We start from the raw sequence: 17,817 nt of genomic DNA, 5'->3' as shown, positions 1-17,817 counted from the left end.
TGCCGGTTCACCCCGCAACGAACCCCGCCCGCTGCGGCCACAGGCTCTGGAACGCATGCATCCGCCGCTCGCCGTACACGCCGGCGCGGGTGAACGGTTCGCCCTCGAGCCAGGCCCGCGCGTCCGCTTCGCTGTCGAAATCGATGACGAGCAGGCTGCCGACGAAGTCCTCGTCGCCTCCCCCGCCCAGCAGCGGACCGGCGAACGCGATCCGGTCCCGGACGCGCTCCAGGTATTGCTTGTGGTCCGGCCGCACGCTCGCCCGGAGTTCGGGAATGCCCGGCTGCCTGTTGTCCAGCAGATGGAAGACATACAACATGGCGTTACTCCACGGGATTATCTGGCGTAGCGATCTTCGAGCGCGGCCCAGTCATAGAAGCCGACGATCCGTTTGTATTCCTCGAAACTCACGCCGCGGCCGGTCAGCCTGAGTTCGCCCGAACGGATGTCTTCCAGGCACTCGCGCATGGTCTTCGTGGCATGCATCAGGAGATTGATGCCGTAGATCACGATGCGAAAGCCCAGTTGTTCGAGTTCGGCGGGCCGCAGGATGGGCGTGCGGCCGCCTTCGAGCATGTTGGCCATGAGCGTGGCGTCCAGCGACTTGCCTATGGTCTCCAGTTCCTCGACCGATTCGGGCGCCTCGATGAAGATGCCGTCGGCGCCGGCTTTCGCGTAGCGCTCGCCGCGCCGCAGCGCCTCGTCCAGGTCGTAGACCTCGCGCGCGTCGGTACGGGCGATGATGAAGGTGTCCGGGTTCAGCCGGTTCTCGGCCGCGGCGCGGATGCGGGTCTCCATGTCCTCGGTGGACAGCAGCGTCTTGCCGGCGATGTGCCCGCACCGCTTGGGCGAGACCTGGTCCTCGAAGAACAGTGCCTGGGCGCCGAGCTTCTCGTAGGTGTGGACCGAGTGGACGACGTTCTTGATATCGCCATAGCCATTGTCCACGTCCACCAGCACCGGCAGGTCGGATGCGGCCATGATGTCGCGGATGCCGGCCGCGATTTCGCCCAGCGCGGCCAGACCGATGTCGGGCAGCCCGTAGCGCGCGCCCACCAGGGGAAAGCCGCCGATGAAATAGGCCTTGAAACCGGCCTGCCTGATCAGCAGCGCGGACAGGGCATCGTGCGCGCCCGGCAGCACCAGCGGGCGCTCGGTCTGAACCAGTTGGCGAAAGCTTTGGGTGTTCTCGAACTCTTGCATGCTGCCTACTCCAAGGTAACTTTTGCCGCCTTGATGACGGACTGCCATTTCTCCGCCTCCGCGCGCATCAGCGCGGAAAGCCGGCCCGGCGCGCCGCCCATGGGCTCCGCGCCCTGTGCTTCGAGCTGCTTCCTAATGGCGGGGTCCTGCAGGATGGCGTTGATTTCGGTGTTCAGTTTGCCGACCACCGGCGCCGGCACACCCTTGGGCGCCATGATGCCGAACCAGGTGATGCCCTCGAAGCCGCTCAGGCCACTTTCGCTCAGCGTGGGCAGCTCGGGCGCCAGCGGCGAACGCGCGGCGCTGGTGATCGCCAGGGCCTTGACCTTTTCCTGCCGCGCCTGGGGCAGGGTCCACACCACGCTGTCGAAGGCGAAGCTGACGCGGCCCGAGGTGATGTCGGGCACGGCCTGCACGCCGGTCTTGTAGGGGATGTGCACGGCATCGATGCCGGCCAGCAGCTTGAAGTTCTCGCCGATCAGGTGGGTGATGGTGCCCGCGCCGCTGGAGGAAAAGCTGAGTTTGCCTGGGTTCTGTTTCGCGTAGCGGATGAACTCCGCGATGTTGGACACCGGCAGCGTCGGGCTGACGACCAGCACGTTGGGCGCGGTGCCCAGTCCGATGACGGGCTCGAAACTGGCGTCGCTGTCGTAGGACAGCTTGCGCAGCGCCGGCAGGATGCTGTGCGTGCTGGTGGTGGCCACCAGCAGCGTATGGCCGTCCGGCGCCGCCGCGGCCACCGCCTGGGCACCGATGGCACCCGCCGCGCCCGCCTTGTTCTCGACCACGACCGTCGTACCCAGGCGCTCCCCCAGCTTCTGCGCGACGGACCGCGCGAGCGTGTCGGTGCTGCCGCCAGCGGCGAAGGGCACAACGATGGTGATCGGGTGCGACGGAAATGCCCCGGCGTCGCGGGCGGCGGCAAGCGTCGGCGCGGCCAGCGATGCGCCGAGCACGGCAAGCGGCAAGTATTTCATCGGATGTCTCCTCGTGGGTTCTTGTCAATCGAAGCGGATGCCGGCGCTGCGGACCACTGCGCCCCAGTGTTCGACTTCTTCCTTCAGGAACTGGCGCGTCTGCTCGGGCGTGGTGATGCGCAGATCGACGCCCAGCCCGGTCAGCTTGGCGCGTGTCGCCTCGTCGGCCAGCGCCTTCGCCAGCTCCGACTGCACGCGCTGGACCACACCGGGCGGGGTCGAGGCCGGCACGGCGAACATGGCCCAGCCTTGCAGCCGGTCCACGCTGGGTACGCCGGCCTCCGAGAAGGTGGGCGTGTCGGGCAGCTTGGGATGGCGATCCGCCCCGGTGATGGCCAGGGCCCGGACCTTGCCGGACTCGATGTTGGGCAGCGCGCTGCCTATGGTCTCGAAGGAAAAATCGATGTGCCCGCCCAAGAGGTCGGTCACGACCTGGTTCTGTCCCTTGTAGGGAACGTGGGTCACCTTGGTGTGCGTGGCGGTCTGGAACAGCTCGCCGATCAGGTGGCCCGCGGTGCCCGGCCCCGGCGATCCATAGGTGAGCTTGCCGGGTTCGGTGCGGGCCCGGGCGATCACGTCCTGCACCGAACGATAGGGCGCGCCGGCCGGCACGATCAGCACGTTGCGGGTCACCCAGGCGATGCTGACGGGGCGGAAATCGCGCTCCGGATCGTAGGGCAGCTGCGCGTACAGGGTCTTGTTCACCGCCAGGTTCGCCGTGCTGCCCACGAAGATGGTGTGGCCGTCGCCCGGCTGCCGGGCGGCGTATTCCGCGCCGATGTTGCCGCCCGCGCCAGCCTTGTTCTCGACAATGACCGGCGTGCCGAGCTGCCGGCTCAGCGTATCGGCGACGATGCGAGTCATGACGTCGGGGGACGCGCCCGCCGAGAACGGCACGATCATGCGTATCGGCCGGGCATGGTTTTCCTGCCCCGACGCGAGCGGGGATATCAGCAACGCGGCCGCGGCGGGCAGCAGGATGCAGAGGGCATCCGATCGACCGGTCTTCCTGTGCATGGTGTCTCCTTCCCTATCGTTATTGATCGCTCTTGCCCAACGTCAGGCGGGCCGCCTTGTACATCGCCGCATCGACCAGCCGGCCGCGCAGGCGCAGAGCGGCCGTGCCATGGTCGACCGCGGCCTCGAAGACCTGGACGACCTCGGTGGCCCAGGCGGTTTCGTCGACCGTCGGCGCATAGATATCGTTGACCACGGCTATCTGCGAGGGATGGACCACGGCCCGGGCGCGAAAGCCCAGGCCGCGCGACAACCGGGTGTCGCGCGCAAGCCCTTCCGTGTCGTCCACGCGCGCATAGACACCGTCCACCAGCGCGACGCGCTTGAAGCCCCGCGCCGACAACACCGTGTGCTGCCGGGCATGCAGCAGTTCCGGGCCGTCTATGCTCCAGCCGCAGCCGAGATCGGTCATGAGGTCGGCGCCCTCGGCGCCCCCGAACATGACCATGCCCACATCCGGCACCCGTTCAAGCATGCCGAACAGGCGCATGACGCCCAAGGCGCTCTCCACCAGCGCGCCCTGTGCCATGCCCGGCCGCGCGGCCAGGACGCCGGGCGCGATGAGGTCGGCCACGTCCTCGACCTTGGGGCACAGCACACCCTGGACGCTCGGCGCCTGCATCGCCGCCCGCACGTCATCGGCATGCCAAGCGGTGGCCCGCGCGTTGACGCGTACCCACGTCCGACCGTGCGCCCTGGGCGGGATCGCCGGCAGGGCTGCCCTGGCCTGCGCCTTGCACTCGTCCGGCACGGCGTCCTCGAGGTCGAGCATGACGCCGTCGGCCGCCGAGGCCAGGGCCTTCGCCACCAGCTCGGGCCGATGCGCGGGCACGAACAACCAGGTCTTCGCGTGGCGGTCGTCGTTCACGCCCGTCCTCCCGCCGCGCCAGCATCCACCAGCGCGAGCCTCTCGGATTCCGCATAACCCAGCTCGGCCAGCAGTTCACCGGTGTGCTCGCCCAGCAGCGGCGCGCCGCGCGTGATGGCCGGCGTCCCATGGTCGAACAGGATGGGGTTGCGCACCGTCTCGTAGCTGCCCAGCTCCGCGTGGGGCGCGATGGCGACCAGGCCCCGCTCGGTGCCGTGTCCCCCACGCAGCACTTCCTCGTAATTGCGCACCAGACTGCACGGCACACCGGCCTGCCGCAGCGCCTGGACCAATTCGTCGGCGCCCCATCCGGCCACCTCGGCCTGGATCAGCGGCACCAGTTCTTCCTCGTGGCGTTTCCTGTCGGCATAGCGGGCAAAGCGCGGATCCGCCACCAGCGGCTCCACCCCCAGCACCTGGCACAGGCGCCCGAACAGCGCATCGTTCGGCGCGCCCAGCGCGACGTGGCGGCCGTCCCGCGTCTCGAACAACTGGTAGGGCGCGGTCAGGCGGTGCCGGTTGCCCAGCGGCAGGGGAACGCGATGGGTCGCCAGGTACTCGGCGGTCTCGAAGGCGGCCGCGCCGACCGAGGCCTCGATCAGCGAGACGTCGGCGAAGCGCCCCTCGCCATGCCGGGCCGCGCCCAGCAGTCCGCTCAGGGCCGCATAGGCGGCGAACAGCGCGCCTATCATGTCGCCCGTCTGGATACCGGGGCGCACGGGCATCCGGCCCGGCTCGCCGCTGACCGACAGCGTCCCTGACGCCGCCTCGATGATCAGGTTCACCGCGGCATGGCCGCGCTCCGACGACGTCTGGCCGAATCCCGAGACCGCCACGTACACCAGCCGGGGGTTGAGCGCGGTCATGGCCTCCTTGCCCAGGCCCAGCTTGTCCATCACGCCCGGCCGGAAATTCTCGACCAGCGCGTCGGCGCGCTGGATCAGCCGGATCGCGACCTCGCGCCCCGCGTCCGTCTTGAGATCGAGTGCGATGCTGCGCTTGTTGCGGTTCAATGCCATGAAGCTGGCGCTGTGGCCATCGACGAAAGGCGGCGTGTGCCGCGCCATGTCGCCGCCGTCGATGGACTCGACCTTGATGACGTCGGCCCCCATGTCGGCCAGCAGCATGCAGGCATAGGGACCGGCGATGAAATTGCCGAATTCGACGACCGACAAGCCTCGCAAAGGACGGGTATCGTTCATGATGTGCCGTGATCAAACGTTTGACCATTATGAAGCAACCGACCCCGCCATGGGGCGATAATCTGACAAAACAGTTTTCCAGGAAGCGTAAGAGTCGATGCCCAAGCCCACCCTCAAGTCCCTGGCCGCCGAGCTGCAGGTCGACGTTTCCCTGGTATCGCGCGTGCTGCGTCGGGTGCCGGGCGTACGGGTGTCGGAAGCGAAACGGGCCCGGATCCTGGCCCTGGCCGAGCGCGCGGGTTACCGCCCGGACCGCCTGGGCCGGTCGCTCAAGACGGGACGCAGCCGGATCGTCGCGATGCTGACGCCCGACATCACCAACCCTTTCCACTCCCTGATCTTCCGCGGCGCGGAACACGTGGCACAGCAGGCGGGCTACAACGTCATCCTCATGCACCTGAGCGACATCGACGAGACCGGCGCCGATGTCGTCACCCCGCTGACGGAAGGCCAGTGCGACGGCGTGCTGATCGCCGCCGGCCGTGCCGACGACGACCGCTTCGCGCCCCTGCGGCGTGCGCACCTGCCGCATGTCGTGATCAACCGGCCGATAGACGGCGGCCGCGACACCCCCTGCTTCGCGCCGGATGACCGGGAAACCGGACGCCTGGGCGCGCGGCTGCTGCTGCAGGCGGGACATGTGCGCGTGGCCGCGGTCCTGGGGGACATGCGCCTGGCCAACATGCAGGCGCGCCTGGAGGGCTTCCGGGAAATCGTCGATGCCGCCGCGCCGCGCGTGGAGACGACGGTGGTGGCCGACGTGCGGTCGCGCGAGGAAGTCCTGGCGGCCTTCGACCGGCTCATGGCCCCGCCCGCCAGCCGTCGCCCCACCGCGCTGTTCGTCCCGCACTCCATCCACGCCCAGCTCGTTTTCGAGGCAAGCCTGCTGCGGGAGATCCGCATCCCGCAGCAGCTCTCGCTGCTGGGATACGGCGGGATCGCACCGCCGGCGCTCAGCGCCATCGTCGTGTCGGCGGAACGGATGGGCCAGGACGCGATGCGCTACCTGCTGGCCCGCATCCAGGCGCCCGGCGAGACGGCCATCGCGCAGACGGGGCTGGGGGCCTATCCGCTGACGTTCAGCCCGGGGTGCACGCTGCGGCCGCCGGCGGGGGCGTAGGCAACCAACACTGTTCCGAAAAATCGGAAATTATTGACCTTATCCCATCTATCGGAACAAAATGAACCGATGGATACCGCTGCCGACAAGCTACTGGCGATAGCCCGCGAGGCGGGGCTGATTCGCGCGCGAGATCTGGCGCCGCTGGGCATTGCCCGCGTGGCCCTGACTCGCGCCGTGCGCCAGGGACAGCTGCAACGCCTGGGGCGAGGGCTGTATGGCCTGCCATCTCGCCAGATCTCCGAACACACGACACTGGCGGAAGTCGCCCGGCGAGTTCCCAAGGGAGTCATCTGCCTGCTGTCGGCACTGCGGTTCCACGGTCTGACGACTCAGGCCCCGCATGAGGTATGGATAGCCATCGGTGGCAAGGCCGCGGTGCCCAGGCTTGGCTATCCGCCGCTGCGCATCGTGCGGTTTTCCGCCACGGCCCTGAGCGAAGGGGTGGAAGAGCATATGGTCGATGGTGTCCTCATCCGTGTCACTGGGGTTGCCAAGACCGTGGCAGACTGCTTCAAGTACCGCAACAAGATTGGCCTGGACGTGGCCCTGGAAGCGCTGCGTGAATCGTGGAGAGCAAAACGTATGACCAGTGAAGAGCTGTGGCACTACGCAAGCCTTTGCCGGGTAGCCAACGTCATGCGCCCGTATCTGGAAAGCCTGGAATGACGAATGCCCGCAATACCGCAGCCTCCGTACGAGCAAGGCTGCTCAACAAGGCTCGGGTCAACCGGCAGGACTTCAATTTGCTGCTCGGGCGCTACGCATTGGAACGCATCCTGTACCGCCTGAGCCGCTCGACGTATCGAGGCCACTTCCTGTTGAAGGGATCCTTGCTGTTCGACCTGTGGTTCGACATGCCGCATCGTCCAACACACGACGCCGACCTGCTTGGCTTCACGCAGGCGGAAGTGCCGCATCTGATCAAGGTATTTCAGGAGATCTGTGCCATTGCGTGCGATGACGGGGTGCTCTTCCAACCTGGTACGGTCAGGGCAGCGAAAATTCGCAAAGAAGCCAACTACGCCGGCATCCGAGTGAACCTGCTGGGCTTGCTGGATGGAGCACGATGCCCGGTGCAGATCGATATCGGTTTCGGCGATGCGGTGGTCCCCGGCCCCGAAGAGGCTCAATACCCTGTCATCCTGGACGAAATGCCCGCGCCGCAGCTCCACGTCTATCCGCAATACACCGTCATCGCGGAAAAGTTGGAAGCCATCGTCTCGCTCGGCATGGGCAACACACGCATGAAAGATTATTTCGATCTATGGGTGTTGGTTCAGCATGCGGAAATCGATGGGGCAATCCTGACCCAGGCTGTGCACGCGACATTTGGGCGGCGAGGTACGCCCATTCCCGGCGGCACACCCTTGGGATTGGCTGACGAGTTCGCACAGGACAGGCGAAAAAGGCAGCAATGGGAGGCATTCCTGCGCAAGAATGAATTGCCCCAGATGCCGCTGGACGAGATCGTTGGAGCCATACGCCCCGCCTTGCTGGCCGCGATGCACGCATAGCCCCGAAGATCCCGGCGGCCCTTACAAACTGCTCATCAACGCCCGCCGCAGCTCGTCCTCGCTGCGTCCGCTGCGCGCCGCATAGTCCGCCAGCTGGTCTTCGCCGATCTTCCCGACATTGAAGTACTGCGACTCGGGATGGCTGAAGTAGAAGCCGGACACGGCGGCGGCGGGGTACATGGCCAGGCTGTCGGTCAGTTCCATGCCGATGTCCTGGCAGGCCATGGTCTCGAACATGTCGCGCTTGACGGTGTGCTCCGGGCAGGCCGGGTAGCCGGGCGCGGGGCGGATGCCGCGATAGGCTTCCTTGATCAGCGCCTCGTTGTCCAGCGTCTCGTCGGCGGCGTAGCCCCACAGGTCCTTGCGCACGCGCTCGTGCATGGCTTCGGCGAAGGCCTCGGCCAGCCGGTCGGCGATGGCCTTGAGCATGATGCTGGAGTAGTCGTCGAGCTGCTTCTGGAACTCGGCTTCCCACTTCTCGATGCCCAGGCCGGAGGTGACGGCGAACATGCCGATGTAGTCGGCGATGCCGCTGTCCTTGGGCGCGATGAAGTCGGCCAGGCACTTGTTGTCCACGCCTTCGCGCTTGGCGGTCTGCTGGCGCAGGTTGCGCCAGGTGAACAGGACCTTCTGCCGCGACTCGTCGGCGTAGATTTCGATGTCGTCGTCGTTGACGCTGTTGGCCGGATAGAAGGCGACGACGCCGTTGGCGGTCAGCCAGCGGCCCTCGATCACGCGCTTGAGCAGGTCCAGGCCGTCGGCGTGGACCTTGCGCGCCGAGTCGCCCACCACCGCGTCGTCCAGGATGGCGGGGAAGGCGCCGTGCAGGTCCCAGGTCTGGAAGAAGGGCTGCCAGTCGATGTAGCGCGCGATTTCCGCCAGGTCGAAGTTCTTGAACGTGCGGCGGCCGATGAACTTGGGCCGCGGCGGCTGGTAGCCGTCCCACGCGATGGGCGGCTTGTTGGCGCGCGCCTCGGCCAGCGGGATCAGCGGCGTGGCCTTGCGGTTGGCGTACTGTTCGCGCACGCGCTCGTACTCGCTCTTGATGCCGGCGATGTATTGCGCGGCCTGGTCCGACACGAGGCTCTGCGCCACGCCCACCGAACGGCTGGCGTCGGTCACGTAGATGACGGGGCCTTCGTAGTGCGGCGCGATCTTCACGGCCGTGTGCACGCGGCTGGTGGTGGCGCCGCCGATCAGCAGCGGCAGGTTGCGTTCGCGGAAGTAGTCGTCGCGCTGCATCTCGGAGGCGACGTAGGCCATTTCCTCCAGGCTGGGCGTGATCAGGCCCGAAAGCCCGACGATGTCGGCGTTCTCTTCCTTGGCCTTGGCCAGGATCTCGGTGGCCGGCACCATGACGCCCATGTTGACGACTTCGAAGTTGTTGCACTGGAGCACGACGCTGACGATGTTCTTGCCGATGTCGTGCACGTCGCCCTTGACCGTGGCGATGACGATCTTGCCCTTGGAGCGGACGTCGCCGCCGGCGGCCTCGATCTGGCGCTTCTCTTCCTCGATGAAGGGGATGAGGTGCGCCACGGCCTGCTTCATCACGCGGGCGGATTTCACCACCTGCGGCAGGAACATCTTGCCCGAGCCGAACAAGTCGCCCACGACGTTCATGCCGTCCATCAGCGGCCCCTCGATCACCTCGATGGTGCGGCCGCCGCGCGCGTCCACGGCCTGGCGGGCTTCCTCGGTGTCCTCGACGATGTAGGCGTTGATGCCATGCACCAGCGAGTGCGTCAGCCGCTCGCCGTAGGGCAGGCTGCGCCAGGCCAGGTCTTCTTCCTTCCTCGCGCCCGAGCCCTTGATCGTGTCGGCGAACTGCACCAGCCGCTCGGTGGAGGAGCGTTCGTCGTCCGGGTCCTTGCGGCCGAGCGGCTCGGCGCGGTCCAGCACCACGTCCTCGACCAGGTCGCGCAGCACCGGATCCAGGTCGGCGTACACGCCCAGCTGGCCGGCGTTGACGATGCCCATGGTCAGGCCTTCGCGGATGGCGTGGTACAGGAAGACCGTGTGGATGGCTTCGCGCATGGGCTCGTTGCCGCGGAACGAGAAGCTGACGTTGGAAATGCCGCCCGACACCTTGGCGTGCGGCAGGTTCTGCCGGATCCAGCGCGTGCCCTCGATGAAGTCGACGGCGTAGTGGTTGTGCTCGTCGATGCCGGTGGCGATGGCGAACACGTTCGGATCGAAGATGATGTCCTCGGGCGGAAAACCCACCTCGTCCACCAGCAACTGGTAGGCGCGTCCGCAGATGTCGATGCGGCGCTGCAGAGTGTCGGCCTGGCCCTTCTCGTCGAAGGCCATGACCACCACCGCCGCGCCGTAGCGGCGGCACAGCCGGGCCTGGTGCAGGAAGGGTTCGATGCCTTCCTTCATCGAGATCGAGTTGACGACGCACTTGCCCTGCACGCATTTCAGGCCGGCCTCGATCACGCTCCACTTGGAGCTGTCGATCATGACCGGCACGCGCGAGATGTCGGGCTCGGAGGCGATCAGGTTAAGGAAGCGCGCCATGCTGGCCTGCGAATCCAGCATGGCCTCGTCCATGTTGATGTCGATGATCTGCGCGCCGTTCTCGACCTGCTGGCGGGCCACGGCCAGCGCCTCGTCGAATTTCTCCTCGCGGATCAGGCGCGCGAACATCTTGCTGCCGGTGACGTTGGTGCGCTCGCCCACGTTGACGAACAGGGTCTCTTCGTCGATGCTCAGCGCCTCGAGACCCGACAGCCGCATCTTCGGCTCGATCACCGGGGGCTGGCGCAGCGGCAGGCCGGCCACCTTGTCGGCGATGGCGCGGATGTGATCGGGCGTGGTGCCGCAGCAGCCGCCCACGACGTTGACGAAGCCGGCGCGCGCGAACTCTTCCAGCAGGCGCGAGGTGTCTTCCGGGGTTTCGTCGAAGCCGGTGTCGCTCAGCGGATTGGGCAGGCCGGCGTTCGGATAGACACAGACGAAGGTATCGCTGATCTTGGACAGCTCGGCGATGTAGGGGCGCATCAGCGCCGCGCCCAGCGCGCAGTTCAGGCCGATGGTGATCGGGCGCGCGTGCCGCACCGAGTTCCAGAAGGCCTCGACCGTCTGCCCCGACAGGATGCGCCCGGAGGCGTCGGTGACCGTGCCCGAGACCATGACGGGCAGGCGCTCGCCGCGCGCCTCGAACACTTCCTCGACGGCGAAGATGGCCGCCTTGGCGTTCAGCGTGTCGAAGATGGTCTCGATCAGCACGAGGTCGATGCCACCGTCCAGCAGCCCGTTCAACTGCTCGGCATAGGCCGCGCGCAGTTCGTCGAAGGTCACGTTGCGCGCCGCCGGATCGTTCACGTCGGGCGAGATCGACGCCGTCTTGGGCTGGGGCCCCAGCGCGCCGGCCACGAAGCGCGGCCGCTCCGGCGTGCCGAATTCGTCGCAGGCCTGGCGCGCCAGCCTGGCCGAGGCCAGGTTCAACTCGTAGGCCAGTTCGGGCAGCTCGTAGTCGCCCTGGGCAATGGAGGTCGCGCCGAAGGTGTTGGTCTCGAGGATGTCCGCGCCCGCGGCCAGGTAGCCCCGGTGGATTTCCAGGATGACGTCGGGCCGGGTCAGGCTGAGGAGTTCGTTGTTGCCGCGCACGTCCTTGCCGTGCGCGGCGAAGCGCTCGCCCCGGAACGCCGCCTCGTCCAGCTTGTAGCGCTGGATCATGGTGCCCATCGCGCCATCCAGGATCAGGATGCGCTCGGTCAGGAGGCGCGCAAAGTCGGCGCCACGCGTGTAGGACGAGGGAGGATACGGAAGGGCGGGGTAAGACATGGGCGGGCGGCCTCGATGGGCAACCCTGGCGATGCGCTGACCGCGGCGGGCTGCCGGCTAAGTCGAATCCGCCATTTTACCAAGGACTCTCCCGGCGGCGCCCGCCGCGCCGGGGTCCGCGATTCAGTGCAGCCGCCCGCCCAGCCGCTTGAACGCGAACGGCTTCATGCCGTCCAGGTTCAGGATGGGCTCGGAACTGGCCCGCACCCGACGGCGCGCGGGCAGTTCGGGCAGGCGCGGCTCGACCTCGGTCGGCGCTTCCCCTCGCCAGGCGCCCACCGCCGCCTCGACCACCTCGGCGATTTCCTCGCCGCGGTTGTACTGGGCCCGCAGCCACTTGCTGTCGCCGCCGTGCGTGAAGATTTCTTCGCGCAGGGCCTCCAGCAGGTCCGCGGTGCCCAGGCCGCGCGCCACCGGCATCAGCCGCTCGAAGGTCATGCGCAGGTGTTCGCTCAGGCGGATGCGGCCCTGTACGGGATCGACGTAGTTGCCGTGCAGGCCGAAGCGGGTGGCCTGGAAGCGGTTGGTCCGGTAGGCCATCCACGCCTCGGCGCCGGGCGTGGGCTCGTCGGCCAGGACGATGCCCAGCGCCTGCGCGAAAGCGGCCAGCTGGCACGCCTTCTCGACGGTAAGCGGGGTATCGCAGACGCGGATCTCGACGGTGCCGAACTCGGGCTTGGGCCGCACGTCCCAGTACAGGTCCTTGATGCTCTCGATCAGGCCCGACCCCTGCAACTGGGCGAAGTAGGCTTCGAAGCCGTGCCAGTCCTCCACCTCGGGAGGCAGGTGCCCGCACATGGGGAAGGCGTTCAGCGCGTTCAGGCGGCTGCACGCGAACTGGGTGTCGACCCCCTCGAAGTAGGGCGACGAGGCCGACATCGCGATGAAGTGCGGCACGTAGGGCGACAGCTTCTGGGTCATGGCGATCGCGGCATCGCCGCTGGGCACGCCAAGGTGGATGTGCTGGCCGAACACCGTGAACTGGCGGGCCAGGTAGCCGTACATCTCGGACAGGTACTGGAAGCGGGGCGAATCGAAGATGGTCCGGTCATGCCAGCGCATGAACGCGTGCGTGCCGCCGCCGGCCACGCGCACGCCAACGGCGTCGGCGGCCTCGACCAGCAGGTCGCGCATCTCGCGCATCTCTTCCAGCAGGCGGGCGGGATCGGTGTGCACCGATGAATTCAGTTCGATCATGGACCGGGTGATCTCGGGTTTGACCCGGTCCGCGTAGGGATGGTTGGCGATCTGGGCAAGCAGCTCTTCGGCGGCGCCCCGCAAGTCGAAGGTTTGCGGATCGACGATCTGGAGTTCGAGCTCGATGCCCAGCGTGTTGGGCGCGGATGCCGTGAATGCGATGGACTGCATCGGGGTCTCCTTTGGAAAGGTGGCCGGGGTGAGTCATCTACCCGGGGGGCGACGCCGGACGCGCAGAGGCGTCGGGGCAGCATCACGTGAAGGAATCGTTGGGCGAGTTTAGCCGCTGGTTGATGACAGATTCCGGAAAATTGACCGATCTTAAGTGTTTCCCCTAGGCTGGCACCCGAAATATCGGCGCCCAGGAGTAAGCATCCACTGACAAATCAGCAAAAACGCGGGAGTGCGGGAGGAACCCGCCGGAAACGCCCGGCCGGCCTGAAGGACGGGCGTGGAGGCGCGGGCAGGCGGATTGAAGGTGTTCGTGAGTATGCCGCGCCTGCCGACGCGATGACAGGGGCCATTATAGCCCCATCGGGGAAGAGTATGTACTTACACGAAGACCGGCGCGAGGCGCCGGTCCCCGGGGCTTCAGTGCAGGGTGACGGGATGGTGCATGTAGTCGTCGAACTGGCTCAGGAACTCGTCCACGTCTTCCATCGAGGGCTCGGTGGCGATCAGTTCCCGCACCTGGGAGCGGAATTGCTCGGCCGATTCGCCCGCGATGTAGATCTCGCGGCGCGCCTGCTTGTCGACGATTTCGAATCCCCCCGCGGAGGCGCCATCGAGCTGGGCGAACTCCACCACGACATAGTTGGGACTGTTGTAGATCATTTCCATGGTCTGGCTCCTGGAGACAGGGGTCTGACCGACCACCTGTTCATTAAGTTGGTGCCTACGTTTGGAAATCAAGAGGGCCAACCGGATTGATACCGCCTATCGGCCACACCATGCTCGATACCGGCCTAACCCCCGTACAGCTTCACCGCTCCTGCAAAACCTGGTCCATCCAACTGCCTGCGCAACTCGGCGACATGCCGGGCCGCGCTGACCTCGATCCACAGCCGGGCCGGCCGGGCTTGCCGGAGCAGCCTCGCCACGGTCACCCGCAGCGGTAACTGCCCCACGCAACAAACGCACCCGGGCGCCAGCTGTACCAGTTCGACCCCCTCAGGGGCGGACAAAGTTCCCGGCCCGCCCTCGACGATCACCGCCTGCAACCCTTCGCTCACCTGTTTTTGCGCATTTTCCAATGCCAGGCTGCGCCCTTCATGTAAGTGAGTGCCAACTAATATTACGACGGGGACAGGCTTCATTTCCGCCAGAATGCCCGGGTGAACAGGACGAGTACAGCAAACAATTCCAAGCGGCCGATCAGCATGGCGAAGGTGCATATCCAGGTCTGGGCGTCGCTCAGCACGGCGAACGTGGCCGCCGGGCCGACGTCCGCGAGGCCGGGACCGGTATTGCTGAGGCTGGCCAGGACGGCGGTAAAGGCCGTGACGGGATCCAGGCCCGTGTAGAGCATGGCCATGGTCAGCGCCATCAGCGAGGCCCAGTACAGCAGCATGAAGGCCATGACCGAGAACACGACCCGGTTGGGCACCGGCAGGCCGCCGATATGCACCGGATTGATGGCGCGCGGGTGCAGGATGTGGATGAGTTCCCGGCGCGCCTGCTTGACCAGGATCACCACGCGGATCATCTTGATGCCGCCGCCGGTGGAGCCGGCGCAGGTGGCGAAGCAGGAAAGCACCAGCATCCAGACCGGGGCGAAGATGGGCCAGGTCGAATAATCGGTGCTGACGAAGCCGGTGGTGGTCGCCACCGACACGGTGTTGAACAGCGCGAAGCGCAGGGCGGTCCAGACCGAATCGTAGTTCCCCCGCTGCAGCAGGAGCGCGGTGATGGCCGCCACCGAGATGGCCAGCACCGCCAGGTAGGCCTTGGCCTCGGTGCTGCGCCAGTAGGGCCCCAGGCTGCGGCGCCGGAACGCCTGGAAGTGCAGGGTGAAGCTGATGCCGGCGATGGTCATGAACACCACGGCGACCATCTCGATGGCCGGCGATTCGAAGGCCGCGAAGCTCGCGTCGCGGGTCGAGAAACCGCCCAGGCCGATGGTCGAGGCCATGTGGCAATAGGCCTCGTACCAGTTCATGCCCGCCATCCGGTAGGCCAGCAGGCACAGGACCGAGATCAGCATGTAGATGGCATACAGGCCCTTGGCCGTGCCGGTGATGCGCGGGGTGAGCTTCTCGTCCTTCATCGGGCCCGGCGTCTCGGCCCGGAACAACTGGCTGCCGCCGGCGCCCAGCATGGGCAGGATGGCCACCGCCAGCACCAGGATACCCATGCCGCCTATCCAGACCAGGGTGCAGCGCCAGACATTGATCGACGGCGGCAGGTTGTCCAGCCCGGAAAGCACCGTGGCGCCGGTGGTCGTGAGGCCGGACATGGCCTCGAAATAGGCGTCGGTCATCGACAGCGGCGCGCCGATCTGGTGGTAGTAGAACAGGAGCGGCAGGGTGGCGATCAGCGCCAGCACGCTCCAGACCAGGGACACCAGCAGGAAACCGTCGCGCGGCGTCAGCTCGCGCCGCTGGCTGCGCGTGGCCAGGCACAGCAGCAGTCCGGCGATCAGGCCGACGATCATGGCATGGATGAACGCGTCCCGCGCCCCATCTGAAAAGATGAAGGACGTCGCCAGCGGAATCGCCATCGTCATCGAGAACAGGGCGATGACGAGTCCGAGGACGTGCAGGACCGGTAGCAGTTTGCGCATGCAGCGAGGCCGGAAGGATCAGAAGAAGGTCGCCGAGACCTGGAACAGCTTTTCCACCTGCGCGATCAGCCGCTGGTGCGCCACGAAGACGATGACGTGGTCGTCCGACTCGATGATGGTGTCGTGGTGCGCCATCAGCACTTCATCCTGGCGCACCACGGCGCCGATGGTGGCGCCCTGCGGCAGGTCGATGTCCTCGATCCGGCGGCCCACGACCTTCGAGGACTTGGCATCGCCGTGGGCGATGGCCTCCAGGGCCTCGGTCACGCCGTGCCGCAGGCGATGGACGGACACCACGTCGCCGCGCCGCACGTAGCGCAGCAGCTCGCCTATGGTGGCCTCGGACGGTGAAATGGCGATGTCGATGCGGCCGCCCTCCATCAGCTCGCCGTAGCTCTTGCGCCCGATCAGCGCGATCACCCGGCGGGCGCCCATGCGCTTGGCCAGCAGCGACGACATGATGTTGTCCTCGTCGTCGCTGGTCAGCGCCAGGAACAGGTCCATCTCGGCGACGTTCTCGTCCTCCAGCAGGTTCTCGTCGGTGGCGTCGCCGTTCAGGATCAGGGAACGGCTGGGGAGCTGGGTGGCCAGGAATTCGCAGCGCCGGCGATTGCGCTCGATGACCTTGACGTCGCACTGGTCGCTGATGCTGCGGGCCAGCCGCAGGCCGATGTTGCCGCCACCGGCGATCATGACCCGCTTGACGCGCTTGTCGCTCTCGCGCAGCTCGCGGATGATCTGGCGCACGTGGCGGGTGTTGGCCAGGAAAAGGACCTCGTCGCCCGGCTCGATGCGCGTGTCGCCCTCGGGCGGCACCAACCGGTTGTTGCGGAAGATCGCGATGATGCGGACATCGGCGCCCGGCAGACGCTCGCGCAGGGTCTGGATGGGCTGGTCCGCCAGCGGGCTGCCGGCGGCGGCGCGCACGGTCACGGCACAGACGCGGCCGCCGGCGAAGTCCACCACCTGGAGCGCCTCGGGGATCTCGACCAGCTTCTCGATGTAGCTGGTCACGCTGCGCTCGGGGCAGATCAGGTGATCGACGTCGAAGCCGTCCTCGGCCATCAGCTCCTCGTGGTCGAGGAACTCGGACGAACGCACGCGCGCGATGCAGCGCGGCACGTTGAACACTTTCTTGGCGATCTTGCAGGCGACCAGGTTGCTTTCGTCGGCGGTCACGCAGGAAATGAAGAGATCGGCGTCGGCCGCCCCGGCCTCCTGCAGGGTGGACACGTGGGTGCCGTTGCCCATCAACCCCCGCAGGTCCAGGCGATCCTGGAGCACGGACAGACGGGCGCCGTCGGTATCGATGACGGTGATGTCGTTGTGCTCGGACACCAGGTTCTCGGCCACGCTGGTCCCCACCTGGCCAGCGCCGAGTATCAGGATCTTCATACGCCGCGTTTACGCGAGAGTTCGATTCCCAGTTGCTTGAGCTTGCGGTACAGGTGGGTGCGCTCCAGCCCCGTCTTGTCGGCCACGCGGGTCATGCTGCCGCCCTCGCGCGCCAGGTGGTGCTCGAAATAGACCCGCTCGAAGGCGTCGCGCGCCTCGCGCAGCGGCAGGTCGAGCGAGAGGCTGAGCAGCGGCGAACGCGGCTGGTTGTCGTGCATGGCCACGGTGCCCGCCGGGCGGTCGACGGCCGGCGCGAGCCCGGGGGCGGGCGCACGCATGCCGTCGCCGGCCGCGGGCGGCACGGGCGCGTAGCCCGGCATGGCGGGCCGCGCGGGGGTTGGCGGCGCGGCCGGCTTGGCACCCGTCCGGCCCCGCTCCAGCGCGCCGGCGATGGTCTTGAGCAGGCGCGTCATGGTGATCGGCTTCTCGAGGAAGTCGATCGCGCCGATGCGGGTCGCCTCGACCGCCGTATCGATGGTCGCGTGGCCGCTCATCATGATGACGGGCATGTCGAGCAGGTCCTGGGCGGCCCACTCCTTGAGCAGCGTCACGCCATCGGTGTCGGGCATCCAGATATCGAGCAAGACCACGTCGGGACGATTGGCGGCGCGCAGCGCGCGCGCGGCCGAGGCATTTTCGGCCAGATCGACCGTATGCCCTTCGTCGTAAAGAATTTCCGACAGGAGTTCGCGGATGCCGACCTCGTCGTCAACCACCAAAATTCTGGCCATATCTTTAGCAACCTCT

Annotated in this window: 15 protein-coding genes; 3 read left to right on the top strand and 12 right to left on the bottom strand. The window is 67.0% G+C overall.

Going from position 1 to position 17,817, the window contains the following annotated elements; all coding sequences use genetic code 11:
• Positions 1-7: 7 nt before the first annotated feature.
• Genes EGT29_RS01130 through EGT29_RS01105 form a run of 6 tightly spaced genes read right to left on the bottom strand, consistent with a single transcriptional unit; the run spans position 8 to position 5,267 of the window.
• Complete coding sequence (locus EGT29_RS01130) at positions 8-319, bottom strand: YciI family protein (protein ID WP_124687301.1); 312 nt, start codon at positions 317-319, stop codon at positions 8-10.
• Between the two features lie 17 nt (positions 320-336).
• Positions 337-1,203 (bottom strand): oxaloacetate decarboxylase, encoded by an 867-nt coding sequence (locus tag EGT29_RS01125; protein ID WP_161567648.1) that lies wholly within the window; start codon positions 1,201-1,203, stop codon positions 337-339.
• 5 nt (positions 1,204-1,208) lie between these two features.
• The gene (locus EGT29_RS01120) at positions 1,209-2,180 is read right to left on the bottom strand and encodes a tripartite tricarboxylate transporter substrate binding protein (protein WP_124687299.1); all 972 of its coding nucleotides are present in this window, start codon (positions 2,178-2,180) and stop codon (positions 1,209-1,211) included.
• 24 nt (positions 2,181-2,204) lie between these two features.
• Positions 2,205-3,197 (bottom strand): tripartite tricarboxylate transporter substrate binding protein, encoded by a 993-nt coding sequence (locus tag EGT29_RS01115; RefSeq protein ID WP_124687298.1) that lies wholly within the window; start codon positions 3,195-3,197, stop codon positions 2,205-2,207.
• A gap of 19 nt (positions 3,198-3,216) precedes the next feature.
• The gene (locus tag EGT29_RS01110) at positions 3,217-4,065 is read right to left on the bottom strand and encodes a CoA ester lyase (RefSeq protein WP_161567647.1); all 849 of its coding nucleotides are present in this window, start codon (positions 4,063-4,065) and stop codon (positions 3,217-3,219) included.
• A complete protein-coding gene (locus tag EGT29_RS01105) occupies positions 4,062-5,267 on the bottom strand; it encodes a CaiB/BaiF CoA-transferase family protein (protein ID WP_124687296.1) in 1,206 nt (401 codons plus the stop codon). The genes EGT29_RS01110 and EGT29_RS01105 overlap by 4 nt, the downstream gene beginning before the upstream one ends.
• A gap of 97 nt (positions 5,268-5,364) precedes the next feature.
• Here EGT29_RS01105 and EGT29_RS01100 point away from each other — a divergent pair, with 97 nt between their 5' ends.
• From EGT29_RS01100 to EGT29_RS01090, 3 genes are all read left to right on the top strand, one after another.
• The gene (locus EGT29_RS01100) at positions 5,365-6,387 is read left to right on the top strand and encodes a LacI family DNA-binding transcriptional regulator (protein WP_124687295.1); all 1,023 of its coding nucleotides are present in this window, start codon (positions 5,365-5,367) and stop codon (positions 6,385-6,387) included.
• Positions 6,388-6,456: 69 nt separating this feature from the next.
• Positions 6,457-7,056, top strand: coding sequence for an AbiEi antitoxin N-terminal domain-containing protein (locus tag EGT29_RS01095; RefSeq protein WP_124687294.1), 600 nt, complete (start codon positions 6,457-6,459; stop codon positions 7,054-7,056).
• Positions 7,053-7,904 carry a nucleotidyl transferase AbiEii/AbiGii toxin family protein gene (locus EGT29_RS01090; protein ID WP_124687293.1) on the top strand — a complete coding sequence of 284 codons (852 nt, stop codon included), beginning with the start codon at positions 7,053-7,055 and terminating at the stop codon, positions 7,902-7,904. The genes EGT29_RS01095 and EGT29_RS01090 overlap by 4 nt, the downstream gene beginning before the upstream one ends.
• Before the next feature lie 21 nt (positions 7,905-7,925).
• On the opposite strand, the gene metH is transcribed toward EGT29_RS01090, so the two are convergent.
• From metH to EGT29_RS01060, 6 genes are all read right to left on the bottom strand, one after another.
• Positions 7,926-11,696, bottom strand: a complete 3,771-nt coding sequence (gene metH, locus EGT29_RS01085; RefSeq protein WP_124687292.1) for a methionine synthase — start codon at positions 11,694-11,696, stop codon at positions 7,926-7,928.
• Between the two features lie 123 nt (positions 11,697-11,819).
• Positions 11,820-13,064, bottom strand: coding sequence for a YbdK family carboxylate-amine ligase (locus EGT29_RS01080; protein ID WP_124687291.1), 1,245 nt, complete (start codon positions 13,062-13,064; stop codon positions 11,820-11,822).
• Positions 13,065-13,484: 420 nt separating this feature from the next.
• The gene (locus EGT29_RS01075; protein ID WP_124687290.1) at positions 13,485-13,733 is read right to left on the bottom strand and encodes a DUF3567 domain-containing protein; all 249 of its coding nucleotides are present in this window, start codon (positions 13,731-13,733) and stop codon (positions 13,485-13,487) included.
• 472 nt (positions 13,734-14,205) lie between these two features.
• The gene (locus tag EGT29_RS01070; RefSeq protein WP_124687289.1) at positions 14,206-15,675 is read right to left on the bottom strand and encodes a TrkH family potassium uptake protein; all 1,470 of its coding nucleotides are present in this window, start codon (positions 15,673-15,675) and stop codon (positions 14,206-14,208) included.
• Positions 15,676-15,693: 18 nt separating this feature from the next.
• The gene (gene trkA, locus EGT29_RS01065) at positions 15,694-17,070 is read right to left on the bottom strand and encodes a Trk system potassium transporter TrkA (RefSeq protein ID WP_124687288.1); all 1,377 of its coding nucleotides are present in this window, start codon (positions 17,068-17,070) and stop codon (positions 15,694-15,696) included.
• Entirely contained in the window at positions 17,067-17,801 is a 735-nt protein-coding gene (locus EGT29_RS01060; RefSeq protein ID WP_124687287.1) for a response regulator, read from the bottom strand. The genes trkA and EGT29_RS01060 overlap by 4 nt, the downstream gene beginning before the upstream one ends.
• Positions 17,802-17,817: the final 16 nt, after the last annotated feature.

The organism is Pigmentiphaga sp. H8 (assembly GCF_003854895.1).
Classification (GTDB): Bacteria; Pseudomonadota; Gammaproteobacteria; order Burkholderiales; family Burkholderiaceae_B; genus Pigmentiphaga.
The sequence above is the reverse complement of the archived record's forward strand: the minus strand, read 5'-3'. Positions and strand labels throughout refer to the sequence as shown.